The organism is Variovorax stachyos (assembly GCF_051400855.1).
Taxonomy (GTDB): Bacteria; Pseudomonadota; Gammaproteobacteria; order Burkholderiales; family Burkholderiaceae_C; genus Variovorax.
Genome location: NZ_JBLFFN010000027.1, coordinates 22,180 through 42,425, shown reverse-complemented (window position 1 = coordinate 42,425; position 20,246 = coordinate 22,180). Strand labels below are relative to the sequence as shown.

The following is a 20,246-nucleotide window of genomic DNA, read 5'->3' as shown; positions in this document are numbered from 1 at the left end:
CTCATGCTTCGGCACTCCTACCTTTGACAGCGAAAATGCCTTGCGGCCGCTTCTGGATGAAGATGATGATGAAGACCAGCACCGCGATCTTCGCGAGCACCGCGCCGGCCCAGCCTTCGATGAACTTGTTGAGCACGCCCAGGCCGAGTGCCGCGTACACGGTGCCGGCGAGCTGGCCGACGCCGCCCATCACCACCACCATGAAGGAATCGACGATGTAGCTCTGGCCGAGGTCGGGGCCCACGTTGCCGATCTGCGAGAGCGCGCAGCCCGCCAGCCCGGCAATGCCCGAGCCCAGCGCGAAGGCATAGGTGTCGATGCGTGCCGTGTTCACCCCCATGCAGGAGGCGATGGGACGGTTCTGCGTGACGCCCCGCACGAACAGCCCAAGGCGCGTGCGGCCGATGAGCCAGCCCATGGCCAGCAGCACCAGGACCGCGAAGACGACGATGCAGATGCGGTTCCAGGGCAGCGTGACGTTGCTCAGCATGGTGAAGCCGCCGCTCATCCAGCCGGGGTTCTCGACGCCGACGTTCTGCGCGCCGAAGAGCGAGCGCACCAGCTGCTGCAGCATCAGGCTGATCCCCCAGGTGGCCAGCAGGGTCTCGAGCGGACGTCCGTAGAGGAAGCGGATCACGCCGCGCTCCAGCACCGCGCCCACCAGCGCCGAGGCGAGGAAGGCGACGGGAATCGCGGCGACCAGGTACCAGCCGAACAGCGACTCGGGCATGTAGCGCTGGAAGATGCCCTGCATCACGTAGGTGGCGTAGGCGCCGATCATCATCAGCTCGCCGTGCGCCATGTTGATCACGCCCATCAGCCCGTAGGTGATGGCCAGCCCCAGCGCGGCCAGCAACAGGACGGAGCCCAGGCTGATGCCGCTGAAGATCGCGTTGATGCGGTCGCCCCAGACCAGCGAACCGTCGATGCTGTCGATGGATGCCTCGATCGTCTTCCTGACCTCGGCGTCGGTCTCGTCGGCCAGGCGCTGGTTGAGCAGCAGCTTGGTGTCGGGGCTGCGGCTCTCGCCCAGCGCCTTCGCGGCCGCGAGGCGCTTGGCCTTGTCGGCGCTGCTCAGCATGCTGGCGGCGCGCACCAGTTCGAGCTGGGCCTTGATCCGCTCGTTGGTCTCGGCGGCCAGCGCCTTCTCGACCAGGGGCAGGCGGGATTCGTCAGGCTCCTTGAAGAGGGCCTGCGCCGCCTCGGCGCGCACCGCCTCGTCCTTGCTCGTGAGCTTGAGCGCGGCCTGCGCGGCATCGAGCGCGCCGCGCATCAGGTTGTTGTTGACCACGTCCTCGGCGTTCTCGGGCAGCTTCAGCTCGGCGCCGCTCACGGGGTCGTAGGCCTTGTCGTCCTTGATGAGGAAGACCTTGTCCTCGGTGTACTTGACCGCGTCGTCCGACATGGCCTGGATGAAGGCGGCGGTCTTCTCGTCGGCCGTGGCGACGGCCTTGTTGAGCGCGGCGATGCGGGCTTCGGATTCGCCCGAGGCGATGGCGCGGGCCTCGTCGAGGGTGAGCGCGTGGGTGGCCAGCGCCATCAGCAGCGTCGAGGCGCAGAGCACGCGGTGGAAAGTTCGTCGGAGCATCGTAGGTCGCGGGTCTCGGGCTTTGCCCCCTCCCCTCCGGGGGAGGGCGGGGTGGGGGCACGCGGCGCAAAAAAGTACGGCGGGCACCACTGCCGCTGCCCCCACCTCTGCCCTCCCCCGGAAGGGGAGGGAGAAAGAGAGGGGGCCGCTCGTTGCCTTACAGCGACTTGCCAGCCGGGTGGTCCGGCTTCTTGTCATTGCCCTCGATGTACGGGCTCCACGGCTTGGCCTTGACCGGACCCGGCGTCTTCCACACCACGCTGAACTGCCCGTCGGCCTTGATCTCGCCGATGAAGACGCTCTTGTGCAGGTGGTGGTTCTTCTCGTCCATCTTCGAGACGATGCCCGAGGGCGCGGTGAAGGTCTGGCCGGCCATGGCCGCGATCACCTTGTCGGTGTCGGTGCTCTTGGCCTTCTCGACCGCCTGCTTCCACATGTGGATGCCGATGTAGGTGGCTTCCATCGGGTCGTTGGTGAGCGGCTTGTCCTTGTGGCCGGCGATGTTCTTGGCCTTGGCGTAGTCGCCCCACTGCTTGATGAAGGCGGTGTTGGTCGGGTTCTTGATCGACATGAAGTAGTTCCACGCGGCCAGGTGACCCACCAGCGGCTTGGTGTCGACGCCGCGCAGCTCTTCCTCGCCCACCGAGAAGGCGACCACCGGCACGTCCTTGGCCTTCAGGCCGGCATTGCCCAGTTCCTTGTAGAAGGGCACGTTGGAGTCGCCGTTGATGGTCGACACCACCGCCGTCTTGCCGCCCGAGGAGAACTTCTTGATGTCGGCGACGATGGTCTGGTAGTCGCTGTGGCCGAAGGGGGTGTACTTCTCGTCGATGTCCGTGTCCTTCACGCCCTTGCTCTTGAGGTAGGCGCGCAGGATCTTGTTGGTGGTGCGTGGGTAGACGTAGTCGGTGCCCAGCAGCACCCAGCGCTTGGCGCCGCCGCCTTCCTTGCTCATCAGGTAGTCGACCGCGGGAATGGCCTGCTGGTTGGGCGCCGCGCCGGTGTAGAAGACGTTCTTGCTGAGCTCTTCGCCCTCGTACTGCACCGGGTAGAAGAGCAGGCCGTTCATTTCCTCGACCACCGGCAGCACCGACTTGCGCGACACCGAGGTCCAGCAGCCGAAGATCACCGAGACCTTGTCCTGGCCGAGCAGCTGCTTGGTCTTCTCGGCGAAGAGCGGCCAGTTGGAGGCCGGGTCGACCACCACGGGCTCGAGCTTCTTGCCGAGCACGCCGCCCTTGGCGTTGATCTCGTCGATCGCCATCAGCACCGTGTCCTTGAGCACGGTCTCCGAGATGGCCATGGTGCCCGACAGCGAGTGCAGCACGCCGACCTTGATGGTGTCGGCGGCCAAGGCCGGCACGGCGGAAAGGCCGGCCAGCGCGACCGCCGCCGTGAGCGCCTTGAGGGTGAATCGACGTTGTTGCATGGGACTCTTCTCCTGGGTTGAATGACACGCAGGAGTCTGCGGAATCGGCCGCGCGGCGGAAATACGCCGGGTGGCGTACATGGATCAAGCGCGCAGTAGCGCGGGATGCTTTTGCTTCAGGTGCTTCTTCAGCAGCACCATCAAGCGGCCTGCTTGCGCAGCACACTCCGCGACCATGTCGGCAGTGACGGTGTCGCCCGTGTAGTCGTTCGAACTGCGCTTGCGGCGCAATGCGTCCAGCACAACCCACGTCTCGTCGGCGACGCCCAACGTCAGGGGCAACGATTGAATGAGCGTGGCGTGATGCCCGGGCTCGCTCGTGGACGGGCGATAGCCGGAAGCCATCATTGCTGCCAAGGCGCACTGCATCACGGCCTTGTAGGCTGCGTCGAAACGGTTTTCGTCACTGACCTGCGCCACGGCGGCATCCGCCAAATTCCGCTCGACGGCTGCCAGCAGGCGCTTGATCTCAAGCGCGGTGGCGACGTGCGCCTTGCGTTTTCCGATGCGCAACAAGGTCTGCAAGGTCATGCTCTTCTCCCTTCAGCCAGATCTTGGCGCCGACGGCGATTGCTGTCGCGAAGCCGTCACCTTTCTTCAGCTTTTCTGCGAACTCGGTGACGGCCATGGGGGTGGGATTGATCTCGCGGCCGAGCACCGATTGAGCCTGTGCCAGCGCCACCGCCACGTCGGCAAAGCCTGCGCTCCCGAGCACCATCACATCGATATCGCTCCGGGGTGTCTCGGTTCCCGATGCGATCGAACCATAGATGAAGGCGAGCGTGACGGCGTCGCCGAGTGCGGAGATCGCGTCGCGCAGCACGTCGGCGATGCCGGCGGTCTTGCGCAGCAGGCCGGCGATTTCATCGAACACGGGGCTATCGTCGTTGGTCCGATAGTGCACCTGCCGGCCAACTTCGTTGCGCACCAGGAGCCCGGCATCGCTCAGCCCGCGCAATTCGCGATGCAGCGAACCGGGAGATACGCCCGCCATCCGTGCCAGCTCACGCACATGCAACGCCCGTTCCGGATGAAGGAACAGCGTCGCCAGCACGCGCGTGCGCGCCGGGCCGAGAAGGTATTCCGCGATGCCTGGCATGTTCTCAATTTTGCTTCAAATGTAGCAAAATTGAGAACAACCAAGTCTCTACTGATCCACTACTTGAAATAGGCCCGCGCGTAGTTGATCGGCGCATGGTCCGCCAGGTCGCGCAGCAACACGGCGCCGCGCTTCCAGGCATGGTCGACCACGTACCGCGCGCGCCCCTGGGCGCGGTCGCTCTCGATGAAGCTGACGTCGGGGTTGTGCATGCATTCGCCGTCGCAGCTGATGTAGCTGGTCGGCCCGGCATGCGCGTAGAGCGAGAAGGCCGGCGGCAGTTGCGTGACGACGTCGCAGCCGTTGACCAGCCGAAGCAGCTGGACCTCTGCCAAGGCCGCCGCGAAGGCCGTGTTGCCGACGCGTGGCGAACCGAGCGTGGCCAGCAGGCTGGGCACAAGCACGGTGGCGGTCAGCGTGGCGAGTGCGGCGCCGAGGCTGTGGCCGGTGAGGATCAGCGCGCTGCGGCCGGCGCCCTCGCCTTCCTCAAGCCATTCGCGCAGCACCGGCATCAGCGCCCGCGCCGCCCGCGCGAAGCCTGCATGCACCCGGCCGCCGCTCTCGGGCCAGTCGACCTGGTGTGCCTGCAGGTTGGTCGCCAGGTCGCGGATCTCGTCGGGCTGGGTGCCCCGGAAGGACACCAGCGCCGTGCCGTCCGCGTGCAGCGCTGCAAAGGCAAAGCTGTGGGAGTCGACGTGCGCGATCAGCGTGGGCCGCCCGAAGCCCGCGCGCGCCAGCGCGTCCGCCAGGCGCTGGCGCTCGCCGTCCGACGCCTCGGCACGGTAGTACGCCAGCCGTGAGGCTTCGATGGCCCACTGGGCCGGCGTGTAGCGCTGGCCCGCTTCGAACAGCGTCTCCCGGCGCTCCGGCGAATAGAGCGCGGTGCGGCTGGGGTCGTAGGCGATGCCGGACATGGCTTCAAGCCGCCGCGGTCGCCTTGAACTGCTTCGAGACGAAGGCCCAGATCAGCCGGGAGGCGTTGGGCCCGGCGGCGTCGCTGAAGGGCAGGCGCGGCGCGCCGCCGCTCCAGGCATGGCCCAGCCCGGCGACCTCGCACAGCATGACGAAGGTGCGGCCCTTGCGCTTGAACTCCGTCACCCGCATCGCGTGGCGCTTGCCGCGCTGCACGGTGCGCTCGATGCCGGGACGCGCGCCGGTGGCCGTGGCCCAGACGGCCGCGGTGCTCAGCGCATTGCTGGCCGAGACCACGAGATCGGCATCGCCGTGCAGGACGAGCAGCGGCGGCAGCGTGGTGAAGACTGCGGCAGCTCCCATCGCCTTGCCGACGGCGGTGGCAGGCATGGGCGGCACATGGCGCCCGCGCATGGCGCCCAGGGCAGTCGCGGGCGAGCGGGCGGCGCCGGGCGCCACGCCCGAATGCATGGCCAGGGCCCTGAATCGCATGGGGTAGCGCGTGGCCATCAGCGCTGCCATGCCGGCGCCCGCCGAGAGCCCGGCCAGGGCGATGCGCTCGCGGTCCACCGGGTACAGCACGCACGCCTGGTCGACCGCGGCCATCAGGGTCGCGGCCTCGGCATCGGCCTTGCCGGAACGGCGCTCGTACCAGTTCCAGCAGCCCTGCGGATGGGCCATGCGGTCCTGCTCCGGGTAGAGCACGAAGAAGCGCTCGCGCGCAGCCAGCAGGTTCATGCGCGTGCTGGCGGCGAAGTCGCGTCCGGTCTGGCCACAGCCATGCAGCATGACCAGGAGCGGCAGGCGCTCGCCCAGCTGCATGTCCGGCGGCCGGTACAGGTGATAGCGCCGCGCACCGCCAGGGCCGAGCGCCGCCCCCGCCAGCCAGTCGCCGGGGCCGCGCGGCGGCTTGAGATGCTCGACCGCCACGCGCTGCACCTGCCGCGCAATGCGCTTTCCGTTGCGCAAGGTGGCCGTGGTGAGCGCCTTCATGCTGCGCTGGTAGGCGCGCGTGAACGCCTTGGCGGCAGAGCTCGAGGAAGGGCGACGGGCCATGTTGCGTGCGGGGACCAGGTTCGGCCCCGCACCTTAGCAGAGCTTCCGCGCCGCCGGCGCGCATAGGACGCCCTAGTAGACCTCGGGCACGTACATCGACGCCGGCACCGGCTGGCGCAGGTAGTCCGCATGGCGCTCGCGCGCGGGCAGGTCGATCGGCGGGTGCGGCACCTCCTGGTACGGCATCTGGCCGAGCAGGTGGACGATGCAGTTCAGGCGCGCCTTTTTCTTGTCCACGGCCTGCACCACCCACCAGGGCGCCTCCTCGATGTGCGTGCGTTCCAGCATGGTTTCCTTGGCCTTGGTGTATTCCTCCCAGCGGCGGCGGGATTCCAGGTCCATCGGGCTGAGCTTCCACTGCTTGAGAGGGTCGTGGATGCGGCCCAGGAAGCGCATGTGCTGCTCCTCGTCGGTGATCGAGAACCAGTATTTGATGAGCTTGATGCCCGAGCGCACAAGCATGCGCTCGAAGTCGGGCACGGTGCGGAAGAACTCCTCGTATTCGTCGTCGGTGCAGAAGCCCATCACGCGCTCGACGCCGGCGCGGTTGTACCAGCTGCGGTCGAACAGCACGATCTCTCCGGCCGCCGGCAGGTGGGCCACATAGCGCTGGAAGTACCACTGGGTGCGCTCGCGGTCGTTGGGCGCCGGCAGCGCCGCGACGCGCGCCACGCGCGGATTGAGCCGCTGGGTGATGCGCTTGATCACCCCGCCCTTGCCCGCCGCATCGCGGCCCTCGAACAGGATCACCACCTTCTGCCGGCTGTGCTGCACCCAGTCCTGCAGCTTGACCAGCTCGCCCTGCAGGCGGAACAGCTCCTTGAAGTAGGCGCGGCGCGCGGCCTTGTCGGTCGCCTGGCCGGACTCGAGCTCGTCCAGGTTGCGGTCCTCGATCTCGAGTTCAAGTTCTTCGTCGTAGCTGTCGATCAGGTCGCGCGCAATGCGCTGCATCAGTTCGTCCTGGTCGCTGAGGGTGCTGGGCAGCGTCATGGGGCCTCGAATCAGGGGGAGACACCCATGCTGCCCCTGCGGAATGACGGACTTGTGACAGACGGGATCGACCGCCGGCGTCGTCACAACACCGACACAAAGCGCGCACAGCATGGACGCAACTCACACCGCCTCGCTCCTGAACCGCCCCGTCTTGTCCTCACCCCGCGATATTGCGGCCGCCTCGTACGGCGGCGACGAAGCCGGGCTTATTTGCGGCTACCTGTTCGACGCGGCAGCCGAGGAGTCCTCGCGCGCGATCGACTCCAACGCGGCCGCGGCCTGGCTCGCGCAGCAGGCGCCATCGGAGGGCGCCTACCTGTGGCTGCACTTCAACCTGAGCCATGCGCAGGCGGAGCGTTGGCTGCACCGGCATGCGCAGCTTTCCGACACCTTCTTCGAGGCCCTCGGCGACGGCATGCATTCGACCCGCATCGAGCGCGCCGACGACTCGCTGATCGCCGTCATCAACGACGTGCACTTCGAGTTCAGCTTCGAGCCTTCGGACATCTCCACCCTGTGGATCAGCGTCGGTCCGCGCCTGGTGGTGACGGCCCGCGCCAAGCCGCTGCGCTCGGTCGACGCCCTGCGCACGGCGGTGAAGGCGGGGGACGCGCCGCGCTCCAGCGCCGAGCTGCTGGAGCACCTGCTGCGCGTGCAGGCCGACGTGCTGGTGAATGTGGTGCGGGGCGTGACGACCCGCGTCGATGCGATCGAAGACGAGCTGCTCACCGGCCGGCTCGACCACAAGCGCGCCCGCCTCGGCGAGATGCGCCGGCTGCTGGTGCGGCTGCAGCGCCTGCTGGCTCCGGAGCCGGGCGCCCTGTTCCGCCTGCTGCAGAAACCGCCGGCCTGGATGGCCGAGGACGACACCCAGAAGCTGCGTGGCGCGACCGAGGAATTCTCGGTGGTGCTGCGCGACATGGGCGCGCTGCAGGAGCGCATCAAGCTGCTGCAGGAGGAGATCGCCGCCAACGTCAGCGAGGACACCAGCCGCAGCCTGTTCGTGCTGACGGTGGTCACCGTGCTGGCGCTGCCGATCAACATCCTGGCCGGCCTGTTCGGCATGAACGTGGGCGGCATTCCGCTGGCCGAGGACAAGCACGGTTTCTGGGTGCTGGTGGCGATCGTGATCACCTTCACCGTGGTCGCGGCCTGGGTGGCCTTCCGCAAGAAGCGCTGAAAGCGCGGGCGGACGCCCGTTGCCTGCTATGCATTCCATAGCGCACGAGGTAGTCCCCATCGGCCCTGCAGGCCCATGCAAGAAAGAATAAGATCGACCGGGTGTCTTCCATCCTGAACGCCGACCTGCACTGCCACTCCGTGGTGTCCGACGGCACCCTGACCCCCGAGGAACTGGCGGCCCGCGCGGCCGCCAACGGCGTCGAGCTCTGGGCCCTGACCGACCACGACGAAATCGGCGGCCAGCACCGCGCAGCCGCGGCGGCGCGCGCGCAGGGCATGCGCTATCTCACCGGGACCGAGATCTCGGTCACCTTCGCGAACGAGACGGTGCACATCGTCGGGCTGGGCTTCGACCCGGACGACGCGGCCATCAGCGAAGGCCTCTACGACACCCGCGGCGGCCGCGGCCGGCGGGCCGAAGAAATGGCCGAGGGCCTGGCTCGGGTCGGCATCAAGGGCGCCTACGAGGGTGCGCTCAAGTTCGTCGGCAATCCCGAACTGATCTCGCGCACCCATTTCGCCCGCTTCCTGGTCGAGCAAGGCCATTGCCGCGACACCGCCGAGGTGTTCCGCAAGTTCCTCACCGAGGGCAAGCCGGGGTACGTGCCGCACCGCTGGGCCACGCTGAAGGACGCGGTGCGCTGGATCACCGGGGCCAAGGGCCTGGCGGTGATCGCGCACCCGGGCCGCTACAACTTCACGGCCAACGAGGAATACGCGCTGTTCCTCGAGTTCAAGCACCACGGCGGCCGGGCGATCGAGGTGGTCACCGGCAGCCACTCGCCGGCCGAGTACGTCGAATACGCCGACAAGGCGCTGGAATTCGGCTTCGCCGCCTCGCGCGGCAGCGACTTCCACAGCCCCGACGAAAGCCATTGCGACCTTGGCAAACTGCCGCTGCTACCGGGCCAGCTGACCCCGGTGTGGGAACTGCTCGAAGACCGCATCCAGTGAGCAGCCCGACCACGACGACCGGCGGCCTGGCAGAGCGCAAGCGCACGCGCGACCTCGAATCCGAGCGCATCCTGGCCGGCATCGGCCTGGTGATCCTGGCCGTCGCCTGCTTCGCCACGCTGGACAGCGCCACCAAGCTCTCCACCGCAGGCGTGCCGATCCTGATGGGGGTGTGGTTCCGCTATGCCTTCCAGGCCGTGGCGACCACCGCCGTGCTGCTGCCCCTGAAGGGCACGGCGCTGCTGCACACCAAGCACCCGCGGTACCAGTTGCTGCGCGGCGCGCTGCTGCTGGCGTCGAGCACGCTGGCCTTCTTCAGCCTGCGCTACATGCCGCTGGCCGAGTTCACCTCGATCGTGCTGATCGCGCCGCTGGTGATCACCCTGCTGGCCGCGACGACGCTCAACGAGCAGGTCTCGCCGCTTCGCTGGCTGCTGGTGGCGGGCGGCTTCATCGGCACCCTGGTCATCCTTCGGCCGGGCGGCGAGGCCTTCAGCTGGGCCGTGCTCCTGCCCATCGGCCTCGTGCTGACCAATGCCTGGTTCCAGGTGCTCACCAGCAAGCTGGCCCGCACCGAGAACCCGCTGACCATGCACTTCTACACCGGCTGGGTGGGCACGCTGCTCGCCTCGCTGGCCCTGCCCTTCGTCTGGACGGCGCTGCCGGGCTGGCACTGGTGGGCACTGCTGTGCCTGATGGGCTTCATGGGCACGGTCGGGCACTTCATCCTGATCCTGGCCTATCAGCGGGCGCCGGCCTCCACGCTTACGCCCTATCTCTACGCCCAGATCGCCTTTGCGATGCTGGGCGGCTGGCTGGTCTTCTCGCAGGTGCCGGACCGGGTGTCGCTGATCGGCATCTCGATGATCGCGGTCTGCGGCGCGGCCGGCGCCTGGCTCACGGTGCGCGAGCGGAGAGAGCCGATCGAGCCCGCGGAGTCCTGACCAGGCCCCCGCCACCGTTTGTCGGCAGAATGCATCGAATCCCATGGCCCAGTTCTTCGAACTCCATCCCGACAACCCGCAGCAGCGCCTGCTCAAGCAGGCGGCCGCCCTGCTGGCGCGCGGCGAGATCGTGGCGGTGCCCACCGATTCGAGCTACGCATTGGCTTGCCACCTGGACGACAGGGACGCCGTCGACCAGCTGCGCCGCATCCGCCAGGTCGACGAGAAGCACCACCTCACCCTGCTGTGCCGGGACCTGAGCGAGCTCTCGAGCTACGCGAAGGTGGACAACAAGCAGTACCGGCTCCTGAAGGCGGCGACGCCGGGCCCCTACACCTTCCTCCTGGAAGCCACCAAGGAAGTGCCACGGCGGGTGAGCCATCCGCAGCGCAAGACCATCGGCCTGCGCGTGCCCGACCACAAGGTGCTGGGCGAGCTGCTCATGCTGCACGGCGAGCCGCTGCTGGCCACCACCCTGATCCCGCCCGGCGAGACCGAGGCGCTCAACGATGCGCAGGCGATCCGCGAGCGCTTCGAGAAGCAGATCGGCGCGGTGATCGCCTGCGGCGCCTGCCCCTCGGAACCCACCACGGTGGTCGACCTGACGCCCATGGGCACCGGCGGCGAGCCGGTCCTGGTGCGCCAGGGCCGCGGCTCGCTGGCGGCGCTGGGCCTGTGAACGCCTACGCGTCCGGCCCGGCCGGGGCCGTCTGAGACAATTGTTCGGTGGATATTTCCAACCTGATCGAAAAAGTGCTGATCTATGCACTGCCCGTGATCTTCGCGATCACGGTGCACGAGGCGGCCCACGGCTACGTGGCCCGCTACCTGGGCGACCAGACGGCCTGGATGATGGGCCGCGTGACGCTCAACCCGACCAAGCACATCGACCCCATCGGCACCATCCTGATGCCGCTGCTGCTCTACTTCGCCACTTCCGGCGCCTTCCTGTTCGGCTATGCCAAGCCGGTGCCGGTCAACTTCGCCCGGCTGCGCCATCCGAAGCGCGACATGATCTGGGTGGCGCTGGCCGGCCCGGCCTCGAACTTCATCCAGGCGATCCTGTGGGCGCTGGCCTTCGTGCTGATGCGGGCCGCCGGCGTCGAGGAGACCTTCTTCCTCGAGATGGCACGCGGCGGCGTGCTGGTCAATCTGGTGATGTGGGCCTTCAACCTGTTCCCGCTGCCCCCGCTGGACGGCGGCCGGGTGCTCGCCGGGCTGCTGCCGCGCGGCGGCGCGCAGGACTTCCTGGCGCGCATCGAGCCCTACGGCTTCTTCATCGTCATGGGCCTGGTCATCGCCGGCATCGTCAGCACCTGGTGGCTGCGCCCGCTGATGAGCTTCGGCTACCAGGCCATCGGCCTGCTCATCTCGCCCGTCACGGCGCTGCTGCGCTGACCACGTTCCTCCAATGGCAAGTTCTTCCCCCAAGCCCATCCGCTTTCTCACCGGCATCACCACCAGCGGCACGCCGCACCTGGGCAACTACGTCGGCTCGGTGCGCCACTCGGTGCGCTTCAGCCGCGAAGCCCACGTACAGAGCTTCTATTTCCTGGCCGACTATCACGCGCTGATCAAGGTCGACGAGCCGGCGCGCATCCAGCGCTCAACGCTGGAGATCGCGGCGACCTGGCTGGCCTGCGGCCTCGACCCGGAACGCGTGACCTTCTACCGCCAGTCCGACATCCCCGAGATCCCGGAGCTGACCTGGCTGCTGACCTGCGTCACCGGCAAGGGCCTGCTGAACCGCGCCCATGCCTACAAGGCGCAGGTCGACAAGAACACGGCGCGCGGCGAGGACCCGGATGCCGACGTCAGCGCCGGCCTGTTCATGTACCCCGTGCTGATGGGCGCCGACATCCTGATGTTCAACGCCCACAAGGTGCCCGTGGGACGCGACCAGATCCAGCACATCGAGATGGCCCGCGATATGGGGCTGCGCTTCAACCACCTGTACGGCGAGCACTTCACCCTGCCCGAGGCCGAGATCGACGACGCGGTGGCCACGCTGCCGGGCCTCGACGGCCGCAAGATGAGCAAGAGCTACGACAACACCATCCCGCTCTTCGCCCCGCGCGCCCAGCTCCAGAAGCTGATCGCCGGCATCGTGACCGACTCCCGCGCCCCAGGCGAGCCCAAGGACACCGAGGGCTCGGCGCTGTTTCAGATCTACCAGGCCTTCGCCGACGCCGAAGAAACGGAGGCGCTGCGGCGCGCCTTCGCCGAGGGCATTGCCTGGGGCGATGCCAAGCAGCGGCTGTTCGAGCGCATCGACCGCGAGATCGCGCCGATGCGGGCGCAGTACGAGGCCCTGATCAACGACCCGGCGCAGATCGAGAAAACCCTGCTGGCCGGCGCCGAGAAGGCCCGGGCGATTTCACGCCCCTTCATGGCCGAACTGCGCCATGCGGTCGGCCTGCGCAACCTGGCCGCCGCGGGCAGCCGGGGTGCGGCGCGGCCCAAAGCCGCCAAGGCGGCCAGGCCCACGTTCAAGCAATACCGCGACAAGGATGGCCTTTTTTATTTCAAGCTGCTCGACGAACACGGCTCACAACTGTTACAAAGCTTGGGTTTCGCATCGCCGCAGGAAGCGGGCCGCGCGATCGGCACGCTGCGGGAACAGCGCGGCGCGGCCCTGAGCTTGCTCGCCGCGCAGCTCCAACCCATCGACAATGCGAACATACGCGCGGCAACGGACGCACTCGAAGCGCTCGCGGCCGAGGCCACAGGCAACACGACCGACTAGAGACGAACTCCACGCGACCAACAGGGCCGGCCAGCCGGCCCGCATACAGTGAGAAAAATGTTATGAGTATCTATGTCATCGACGACCACCCCTTGATGCGGGACGCCATCGTGATGGTGCTGCGGCGCCTGCGGCCGGCTGAGACCATCGTGGAGCTCGAACGGCTCGACAAGCTGGCCAGCGCCGTCAAGCAGCATGGAGAACCCGGCCTGTTCTGCCTCGACCTGAAGCTGCCCGACGTCACGGGCGTTTCGGGCGTGATCGCGGTGAAGAAGATCTATCCCGACGTGCCGGTGGCGGTCTACTCGGCCTCCCCGGCCGCCGACATGGAAGAAGCCTGCATCGAGGCCGGCGCCGACACCTACATCGAGAAGTCGGCCAGCTCGGCCGAGCTCACCGCGGCGCTGCGCGGCCTGCTGATGGCCGACACCGAGGCCGAGGAGCCGGTTGCCGCGACCAGCAGCAAGCTCTCGAAGCGCCAGACCCAGCTGATCGCGATGCTGGACCAGGGCATGAGCAACCGCGACATCGCGACCGAGCTCGACATCAGCGAGCACACGGTCAAGGTGCACCTGTGGCGCCTGTTCAGGCGGCTTGGCGTGAAGAGCCGCACGCAGGCGCTGCACCACGCGCGCACCAACGGCTTGCTGTCCAATAACCCTTAACAGAGGATAACCGGGCCCTCAGGGCCCGGTCGTTGTGGCGGGCCTCTCGGCCCGTTCTTCTTACCCCACGGCGCCTGAAATGCGGGTCTGCGCCTGCGTCTCGTCTGCGTCGTGCAGCGCCACGCGGAAGACGCTGCCTCGGCCCAGCCTGGAGCGCACGCTGACGGGATGCCCCAGCGCGTGCGACAGCCGCGCCACGATCGCGAGGCCGAGGCCGAAGCCATCCGAGGTGCCGGCATGGTCGGCCACCTTGTAGAACTCCAGGAACACGTCGCGCAGGTGCTCCCGCGCGATGCCGATGCCGGTGTCCCACACCTCCACCCGCAACCCGTCGCGGGTCTGGCGCGAGGCCAGCAGCACGCCGCCCTCGGCCGTGTACTTGATCGCGTTGGCCAGCAGGTTGCCGATCATGCGGCGCACGCGGATCGGGTCGGTCAGCACGGTGCCCGAGCTCACGTGCATGCGAAAGCTCAGGCCCTTGGCCTCGGCGACCGGGCGGTACTGCAGCTCGAGGTCGTGCAGCAGCTGGGCCACGTCCACCCGCTCGATGTGCAGCCGCACCTGGCCGGAGTCGATGCGCGCGAGGTCGAACAGCGAGTCGAACAGGGCATTGACCGCGTGGGTGGCGCGCACGATCTTCGGCGCGATCTCGGCGACGAGTTCCGGCTCGTTGCGCAGCCAATCGGCGTAGAGCGACAGCGCCAGCACCGGCTGGCGCATGTCGTGCGCCGCGCTGGCGAGGAAGCGGTTCTTCATTGCCACCGCCGACACCGCCGCCTGGCGCTGCTGGGTCAGCGAGTTGATCAGGATGTGGTTGTGGAACAGCAGCTCGAAGCTGTTGCGCGCGGTCTCGTGGATGCGCCGGCCGGCGCGCAGGAGCAGCCACCAGTGCAGGCCCGGCAGCAGCAGGAAGCCGTAGTGGAAATGCGGGCGCTCGAACTTGAGCTCGATGACGCGGAAGACGATCGCCGCCAGCATGGTGACGAACAGCGTGTTGACGTAGCGCTTGAGCAGCGGTGGATGCAGCGCCAGCCCATTGAGCGGGAAGGTGGCCACGCCGGCGACGATGAGCCAGCTCATGAACTGGTTCACCAGCGGCGTGCGCTCGAAGAAGATCAGGATCGACAGGCCCCAGGCGAAGGCGCTGGCGCTCCAGAGGTAGCGGTAGCGCTCGACGAAGTACTGCTGGGCCGCGGAGTCACGGTCGGCATAGTGCCGGCCGTAGACCTGCTCGCCCCAGATCCGGCAAGCGGTGGCGGCAATGCCGATCGCCAGCCAGGTGAAGAGCTGCCAGGCCGGCACATGGCCCCAGCTCAGGCCCACCATGGCCGGCATCAGCGCCGCAGCGAGCAGGTAGGAGCCGCGCGAGGCCCGCATCAGGCTGCGGATCAGCTCGCCGCGCACCCACGGTTCGGCCTCGTCGGCGGAGGCCGGTGCCGGCGTGAGGCTGGCAAAGGACGAGTTGCCCAGCCCCGCGAACGACGAATTACCCATCATGGCTCACGGTCCCTCCCCATGTCAGTCCGGCCATAAAAAAAGCCCCTGTCGAGGGGGCCCCTGTGTGCGGCTCTCAGGCGCGCTGCGAAAAGCTCCGGCAACCGTCGGGCGGCATGGAAGCCCGCACAGGGCGGCCCACCGTGCGCGATCTTAACTGGGTGCGCTGTCAATGCGCCGCCGGCCGCGTCGCGCAGGCACAACGCGCAGGGTCTCGACCACGCGCCGCGACAACCGGGCGGGCAGGATTCCCTGTCGAGCTAGGCCAGGGCGCGCAGCTCGCGCAGCGCCACCGCCAGCATCGCGGCATCGGGCACAGGGACCGCGCGCAGTTCGCCCATCAGCTGTGCCGCGCGCTCCAGCGTGCGGCCGTTGCCGGCCTGCCAGGCCTGGACCCGCGCGGCCGGCGATTCTCCGTCGCCACCGCCGGTGAGCACCGCATGGGTGATCGAGCGTTGCAGGCCGGAGAGGTCGTCCTGCATCGCGCCCTTGGCCAGCGCCTGCCAGTGCTGGTCGCCCGGCAGCGCCGCGATGCGGTCGCGCAGCCAGGGCATGCCGAGCCGATTGGCAAGATCGAAGTAGATCGCCGCCACCAGCTCGACCGGCCAGCGCGCGCTGCCGGCGATCTCCGCGATGTCGAGGGTGGCGTAGAGCGTGCCGAAATTCACCACGCGCTCGGCCAGCTCGCGCGGCACGCCGCGCGCCGTGTAGTGGGCAGCCGCGGCATCGACGCGGGCGCGCTCGTCGGCGTCGAGCAGTTGCGGCAGCCGCGCCGACAGCGTCTCGACGTTGGACTTGAAGTGCTCGATTGTCGAGGCCATGTCATCGGTCAGCCGGCGGGAGCGCAGGAACCACATGGTGCCGCGCTCCAGTTGCCGGCTGGTGTCGATCAGCATGCCGGACTGCACCTCGTCGTCTACCCGGTTGTCCAGCGCCTCGATCGCGGCCCACAGCGGCACCATGCCGAAGATGTCGCGCGACAGCAGGTAGGCGCGCACCACCTCGAAGGCGCGCGCGCCGGTGGTCTCGACGAGCCGGTGCACGAAGGTGCTGCCGACCCGGTTGATCGTGCTGTTGGTGACATGCGTGGCAATGATCTCGCGCTTGAGCGGATGGCGCGGCATCCAGGCTGCGAAGCGCTCGCGCAGCAGCGAGGGGAAGTAGCGCTCCAGCGCGGTCGCCACCCAGGGGTCGTCCGGCAGCGTCGACTCGAGGAGCTCGTCGTAGAGCCAGATCTTGCTGTAGGCGAGCAGCACCGCACGCTCGGGGCTGGTGAGCCCCTGCCCCTGCGCCCGGCGCTCGGCCAGTTCCTCGTCGGAAGGCAGGTACTCGATGGCGCGGTTCAGCCGCCCGGCCTTCTCCAGGTACTGCATGAAGCGCGTCTGCGCATCGAGCAGCTGCGGCGCGATGCGCCCGGTGACCGAGAGCACCTGGGTCTGGAAGACGTTGTCGCGCAGCACCAGCGCCGCCACGTCGTCCGTCATCTCCGGCAGGATCGCGTTGCGCTGCTTCTCGGTGAGCTCGCCTTCGGTGATCGGCAGGCCCAGCAGGATCTTGATGTTGACCTCGTGGTCGGAGGTGTCGACCCCGGCCGAGTTGTCGATGGCGTCGGTGTTGATGCGCCCGCCCGCACGCGCGTACTCGATGCGCCCGAGCTGCGTGCAGCCCAGGTTGCCGCCTTCGACGAAAACCTTGCAGCGCAGCTCGCGGCCATTGACGCGCAGTGCGTCGTTCGCGCGGTCACCCACCTGTGCGTGGGTCTCGCCGGTCGCCTTCACATAGGTGCCGATGCCGCCGTTGTAGATCAACGCCACCGGCGCCTTGAGGATGGCGTTGACCAGCTCGGTGGGCGTCAATGCATCGGCCTGGATGTCCAGCAGCTGCTTGACCCGTGGCGTGAGCGGGATCGACTTGGCGCTGCGCGCATGCACGCCGCCGCCCTCGGAGATCAGGCTGGCGTCGTAGTCGGCCCAGGAAGAGCGCGGCAGCTTGAACAGGCGCTCGCGCTCGGCAAAGCTCTTCGCCGCGTCGGGCGACGGGTCCAGGAAGATGTGCCGGTGGTCGAAGGCGGCCACGAGCAGGATGTGCCGCGACAGCAGCATGCCGTTGCCGAACACGTCGCCCGACATGTCGCCGATGCCGGCCACGGTGAACTCGGTGCTCTGGGTGTCGATGCCCATCTCGCGGAAATGCCGCTTGACCGATTCCCAGGCGCCGCGGGCGGTGATGCCCATGGCCTTGTGGTCGTAGCCCACCGAGCCGCCGGAGGCGAAGGCATCGCCCAGCCAGAAGCCGTACTCCTTGCTGATGCCGTTGGCGTAGTCGCTGAAGGTGGCGGTGCCCTTGTCGGCCGCGACCACCAGGTATGCGTCGCCTGGATCGTGGCAGCGCACCTGCGACGGCGGCACGATGGCGGTGCCCGCCAGGTTGTCGGTGATGTCGAGCAGGCCTCGCAGGTAGTCCTGGTAGCACGCGACGCCTTCGCGCATGTAGGCGTCGCGGTCGCTCGGCGACGGTGCGCGCCCGAGCCCGCCGGGCCGCCCCAAGGGCGAGGACCGAAGGGCGGCACCGCCCGAAGGTCTCGCAGTGAGCACGAAGCCGCCCTTCGAACCGACCGGCACGATCACCGTGTTCTTCACCATCTGCGCCTTCACCAGGCCCAGCACCTCGGTGCGGAAGTCCTCCGGCCGGTCCGACCAGCGCAGGCCCCCGCGCGCCACGCGCCCGCCGCGCAGGTGCACGCCCTCGAAGCGCGTCGAATACACGAAGATCTCGAACAGCGGCTTGGGCGCCGGCAGGTCGGGCACCTTGGCCGCATCGAACTTGAAGGACAGGAAGCCGCGCCGCCGCCCGGCATCGCGGCGCCAGTAGTTGGTGCGCAAGGTGGCCTGGATCAGCGCCAGGTACTGGCGCAGCACGCGGTCCTCAGACAGGTTGGACACGTCGTCCAGCGCGGCCTCGATTTCGCGCACCTTCTCTTCCTCGCGCGCCTGCGCGTCCGGCGCGGGCTGCGGGTCGAAGCGCAGCTTGAAGAGCTCGACCAGTGCCCGCGCGATGCGGGCATGGGTGGCCAGCGTGGCCTGGATGAAAGACTGCGAGAGCGCGAAGCCGATCTGCCGCATGTACTTGGCATAGGCGCGCAGGATCACGATCTCGTGCACCGGCAACTGCACCGCCAGCACCAGGCGGTTGAAGTCGTCGTTCTCGACCTCGCCGTTCAGCACGGCGTCGAAGGCCTCCTCGAACACCGGGCGCAGCGCATCGACCTCGATCTCGGTGTCGCCCGAGGCGGCCAGGAGCCCGAAATCGTGGATCCAGAACGGCGACTCGCGCTGCGGCGCGACGCGGTGCGGATGCTCGTCGAGCACCTTCATGCCGAGGTGCTCGAGCATCGGCAGGCTGGCCGACAGGGTGATCGGCTCGCCGCGGCGCAGCACCTTGAAGCGCAGCGTGCCGGGGGGCGCCTCCAGCGGCCGGTACAGGTTCATGCCCAGGCGCTGCTCATCGCTCAGTTGCGCCATCAGCTGGATGTCGTGCACCGCGGCGCGCGCCGCGAACTCGTCGCGGTAGCCTGCCGGGAAGGCGGCGCCGAAGCGCCGCAGCAAGGCGTTTCCCTGCGCCTCGCCGGTGGCTTCGATCAGGGCGGTCTTCAGGTCGTCGTCCCAGCGGCGGGCGGCGGCCACCAGTTTCTCCTCCAGCTCGCGCACGTCGAAGGCGGGGATGCTCCCGGGCTTGGTGCGAACGGTGATCTGGATGCGTGCCAGCACCGATTCCGACAGGTGCACGTTGAACTCGGAGCCGATGCCGTTGAACTCGCGCATCAGGATGTCCTGCCACTTCTGGCGCAGCTCGGTGGTGTAGTTCTCGCGCGGCGCGTAGATCAGGCAGGACAGGAAGCGCTCGAAGGGGTCGCGCCGCACGAACAACCGGAAGCGCTGGCGCTCGCCCAGGTGCAGGATGCCCATCGCCGTCCGCAGCAGGTCGTCGTCGCCGATCTGGAACAGCTCGTCGCGCGGGTAGGTCTCGAGGATGTTGATCAGCGCCTTGCCCGAATGGCTGCCGGGCGCGAGACCGGCACGGTCCACCACACTGGCGATCTTGCGCCGCAGCAACGGGATCTCGGCCGGATTGGCGCTGTACGCGGTGGAGGTGAAGAGCCCGAGGAATCGGTCTTCGCCGCACACCTCGCCCCGCTCGTCGAAGCGCTTGACGGCCACGTAGTCGAGGTGGCCGGGCCGGTGAACGGTGGAGCGCGAGGTGGACTTGGTCACGACCAGCAGCTCGGGCCGGCGTGCATTGGCGCGTATCTCGGGCGGCAGCGCGGCGAAAGCGGCGTTGGCGCTCGGCGCTTCAGCATCGCGCAGGATGCCCAGGCTGGAATCGGGCACGATCTTCAGCGCATCGTCGCCGTCGACCTTGACGAGCTCGTGGCTGCGGCAACCGAGGAAGGTGAAGTGGTTGTCGGCCAGCCAGCGCAGGAAGGCCTGGCCCTCGGCCAGCTCCTGCGGCGGGATCGGCGGCGGGCGATCGTCAAGGCCCTGCACGATCGCGAGCACCCGCTGGCGCATCGACTTCCAGTCGGCCACGGCCTGGCGCACGTCGTCGAGCACGCGCTCGAGGTCGGCCGCCAGCGCCTCCATGCGCGCCGGCTCCGGCACGCGGTCGACTTCGACATGGATGAAGGACTCGCGGCGTGCATCGGCTGATGCGCCTGTCTCGCTGGCCAGGCCCCGCAGCACGCCGTCGGCACCGCGCTCGACGGCCATGAGCGGATGAATGATCAGGTGCAGCGTGAGCCCGTGGCGGTTGACCTCCATCGTGACCGAATCGACCAGGAAGGGCATGTCGTCGTTCACCATCTCGATGATGGTGTGGGTCGACTGCCAGCCGTGCTCCGCGATCGTCGGGTTGAAGACCCGCAGCTTGGCGCGCCCCGCCTGGCGCTTGCGCGCGAAGCTCCAGTGCGAGAGCGCGGCGCCGTAGAGATCGGCAGCCGGCCGCTCGTCCAGGTCTTCCGGATCGACCTGGCCGAAGTAGCGGCGCACGAAGCTGCACACTTCTTCCACCGATTCGGCCGGGAGCTTGGTCCGCACCAGTTGCTCCACCTCCTCCAGGCGCTCGTCCTTGCGCGCTGCTTCCGTCGTCTGCGTGGTCATCAGCATGCTTGTCTCCATTGGGCCGCTA

At 68.2% G+C, this 20,246-nt stretch carries 16 protein-coding genes; 7 read left to right on the top strand and 9 right to left on the bottom strand.

What is annotated here, in order from left to right; all coding sequences use genetic code 11:
- Nucleotide 1: 1 nt before the first annotated feature.
- The 7 genes from urtB to ppk2 all read right to left on the bottom strand — a co-directional run bounded on the left by urtB (nt 2) and on the right by ppk2 (nt 7,074).
- Nucleotides 2-1,588: an urea ABC transporter permease subunit UrtB gene (gene urtB / locus ACMGEZ_RS27915; RefSeq protein ID WP_436825532.1), complete on the bottom strand. Its 1,587-nt coding sequence runs from the start codon at nt 1,586-1,588 to the stop codon at nt 2-4.
- Between the two features lie 157 nt (nt 1,589-1,745).
- Nucleotides 1,746-3,017 carry an urea ABC transporter substrate-binding protein gene (urtA, locus tag ACMGEZ_RS27910; RefSeq protein WP_436825531.1) on the bottom strand — a complete coding sequence of 424 codons (1,272 nt, stop codon included), beginning with the start codon at nt 3,015-3,017 and terminating at the stop codon, nt 1,746-1,748.
- 84 nt (nt 3,018-3,101) lie between these two features.
- Nucleotides 3,102-3,548: a DNA-binding protein gene (locus ACMGEZ_RS27905; RefSeq protein WP_436825530.1), complete on the bottom strand. Its 447-nt coding sequence runs from the start codon at nt 3,546-3,548 to the stop codon at nt 3,102-3,104.
- Entirely contained in the window at nt 3,487-4,116 is a 630-nt protein-coding gene (locus ACMGEZ_RS27900; RefSeq protein ID WP_436825529.1) for a nucleotidyltransferase domain-containing protein, read from the bottom strand. Before ACMGEZ_RS27900 ends, ACMGEZ_RS27905 begins: the two co-directional genes overlap by 62 nt.
- A gap of 59 nt (nt 4,117-4,175) precedes the next feature.
- Entirely contained in the window at nt 4,176-5,030 is an 855-nt protein-coding gene (locus ACMGEZ_RS27895; protein ID WP_436825528.1) for a lipase family protein, read from the bottom strand.
- 4 nt (nt 5,031-5,034) lie between these two features.
- Nucleotides 5,035-6,084, bottom strand: coding sequence for an extracellular catalytic domain type 1 short-chain-length polyhydroxyalkanoate depolymerase (locus ACMGEZ_RS27890; RefSeq protein WP_436825527.1), 1,050 nt, complete (start codon nt 6,082-6,084; stop codon nt 5,035-5,037).
- Nucleotides 6,085-6,156: 72 nt separating this feature from the next.
- A complete protein-coding gene (ppk2, locus tag ACMGEZ_RS27885) occupies nt 6,157-7,074 on the bottom strand; it encodes a polyphosphate kinase 2 (protein ID WP_436825526.1) in 918 nt (305 codons plus the stop codon).
- A 112-nt stretch (nt 7,075-7,186) separates the two neighbouring features.
- Between ppk2 and ACMGEZ_RS27880 the strand changes: the two genes are divergently transcribed.
- The 7 genes from ACMGEZ_RS27880 to ACMGEZ_RS27850 all read left to right on the top strand — a co-directional run bounded on the left by ACMGEZ_RS27880 (nt 7,187) and on the right by ACMGEZ_RS27850 (nt 13,568).
- Nucleotides 7,187-8,257 (top strand): transporter, encoded by a 1,071-nt coding sequence (locus ACMGEZ_RS27880; RefSeq protein ID WP_436825525.1) that lies wholly within the window; start codon nt 7,187-7,189, stop codon nt 8,255-8,257.
- Between the two features lie 101 nt (nt 8,258-8,358).
- Entirely contained in the window at nt 8,359-9,213 is an 855-nt protein-coding gene (locus ACMGEZ_RS27875) for a 3',5'-nucleoside bisphosphate phosphatase (RefSeq protein WP_436825524.1), read from the top strand.
- Nucleotides 9,214-9,239: 26 nt separating this feature from the next.
- Nucleotides 9,240-10,157 (top strand): DMT family transporter, encoded by a 918-nt coding sequence (locus ACMGEZ_RS27870; RefSeq protein WP_436825551.1) that lies wholly within the window; start codon nt 9,240-9,242, stop codon nt 10,155-10,157.
- Between the two features lie 43 nt (nt 10,158-10,200).
- A complete protein-coding gene (locus ACMGEZ_RS27865) occupies nt 10,201-10,836 on the top strand; it encodes an L-threonylcarbamoyladenylate synthase (protein ID WP_436825523.1) in 636 nt (211 codons plus the stop codon).
- Between the two features lie 47 nt (nt 10,837-10,883).
- Nucleotides 10,884-11,555, top strand: a complete 672-nt coding sequence (locus ACMGEZ_RS27860; RefSeq protein WP_436825522.1) for a site-2 protease family protein — start codon at nt 10,884-10,886, stop codon at nt 11,553-11,555.
- A gap of 13 nt (nt 11,556-11,568) precedes the next feature.
- A complete protein-coding gene (locus ACMGEZ_RS27855; RefSeq protein ID WP_436825521.1) occupies nt 11,569-12,903 on the top strand; it encodes a tryptophan--tRNA ligase in 1,335 nt (444 codons plus the stop codon).
- Between the two features lie 62 nt (nt 12,904-12,965).
- Nucleotides 12,966-13,568 (top strand): LuxR C-terminal-related transcriptional regulator, encoded by a 603-nt coding sequence (locus ACMGEZ_RS27850; protein ID WP_436825520.1) that lies wholly within the window; start codon nt 12,966-12,968, stop codon nt 13,566-13,568.
- Between the two features lie 60 nt (nt 13,569-13,628).
- Here the strand turns inward: ACMGEZ_RS27850 and shkS are convergent, their stop codons facing one another.
- Both shkS and ACMGEZ_RS27840 read right to left on the bottom strand, forming a co-directional pair.
- Nucleotides 13,629-15,065, bottom strand: a complete 1,437-nt coding sequence (shkS, locus tag ACMGEZ_RS27845) for a surface-behavior sensor histidine kinase ShkS (RefSeq protein WP_436825519.1) — start codon at nt 15,063-15,065, stop codon at nt 13,629-13,631.
- 257 nt (nt 15,066-15,322) lie between these two features.
- Nucleotides 15,323-20,218: an NAD-glutamate dehydrogenase gene (locus tag ACMGEZ_RS27840; RefSeq protein WP_436825550.1), complete on the bottom strand. Its 4,896-nt coding sequence runs from the start codon at nt 20,216-20,218 to the stop codon at nt 15,323-15,325.
- Nucleotides 20,219-20,246: the final 28 nt, after the last annotated feature.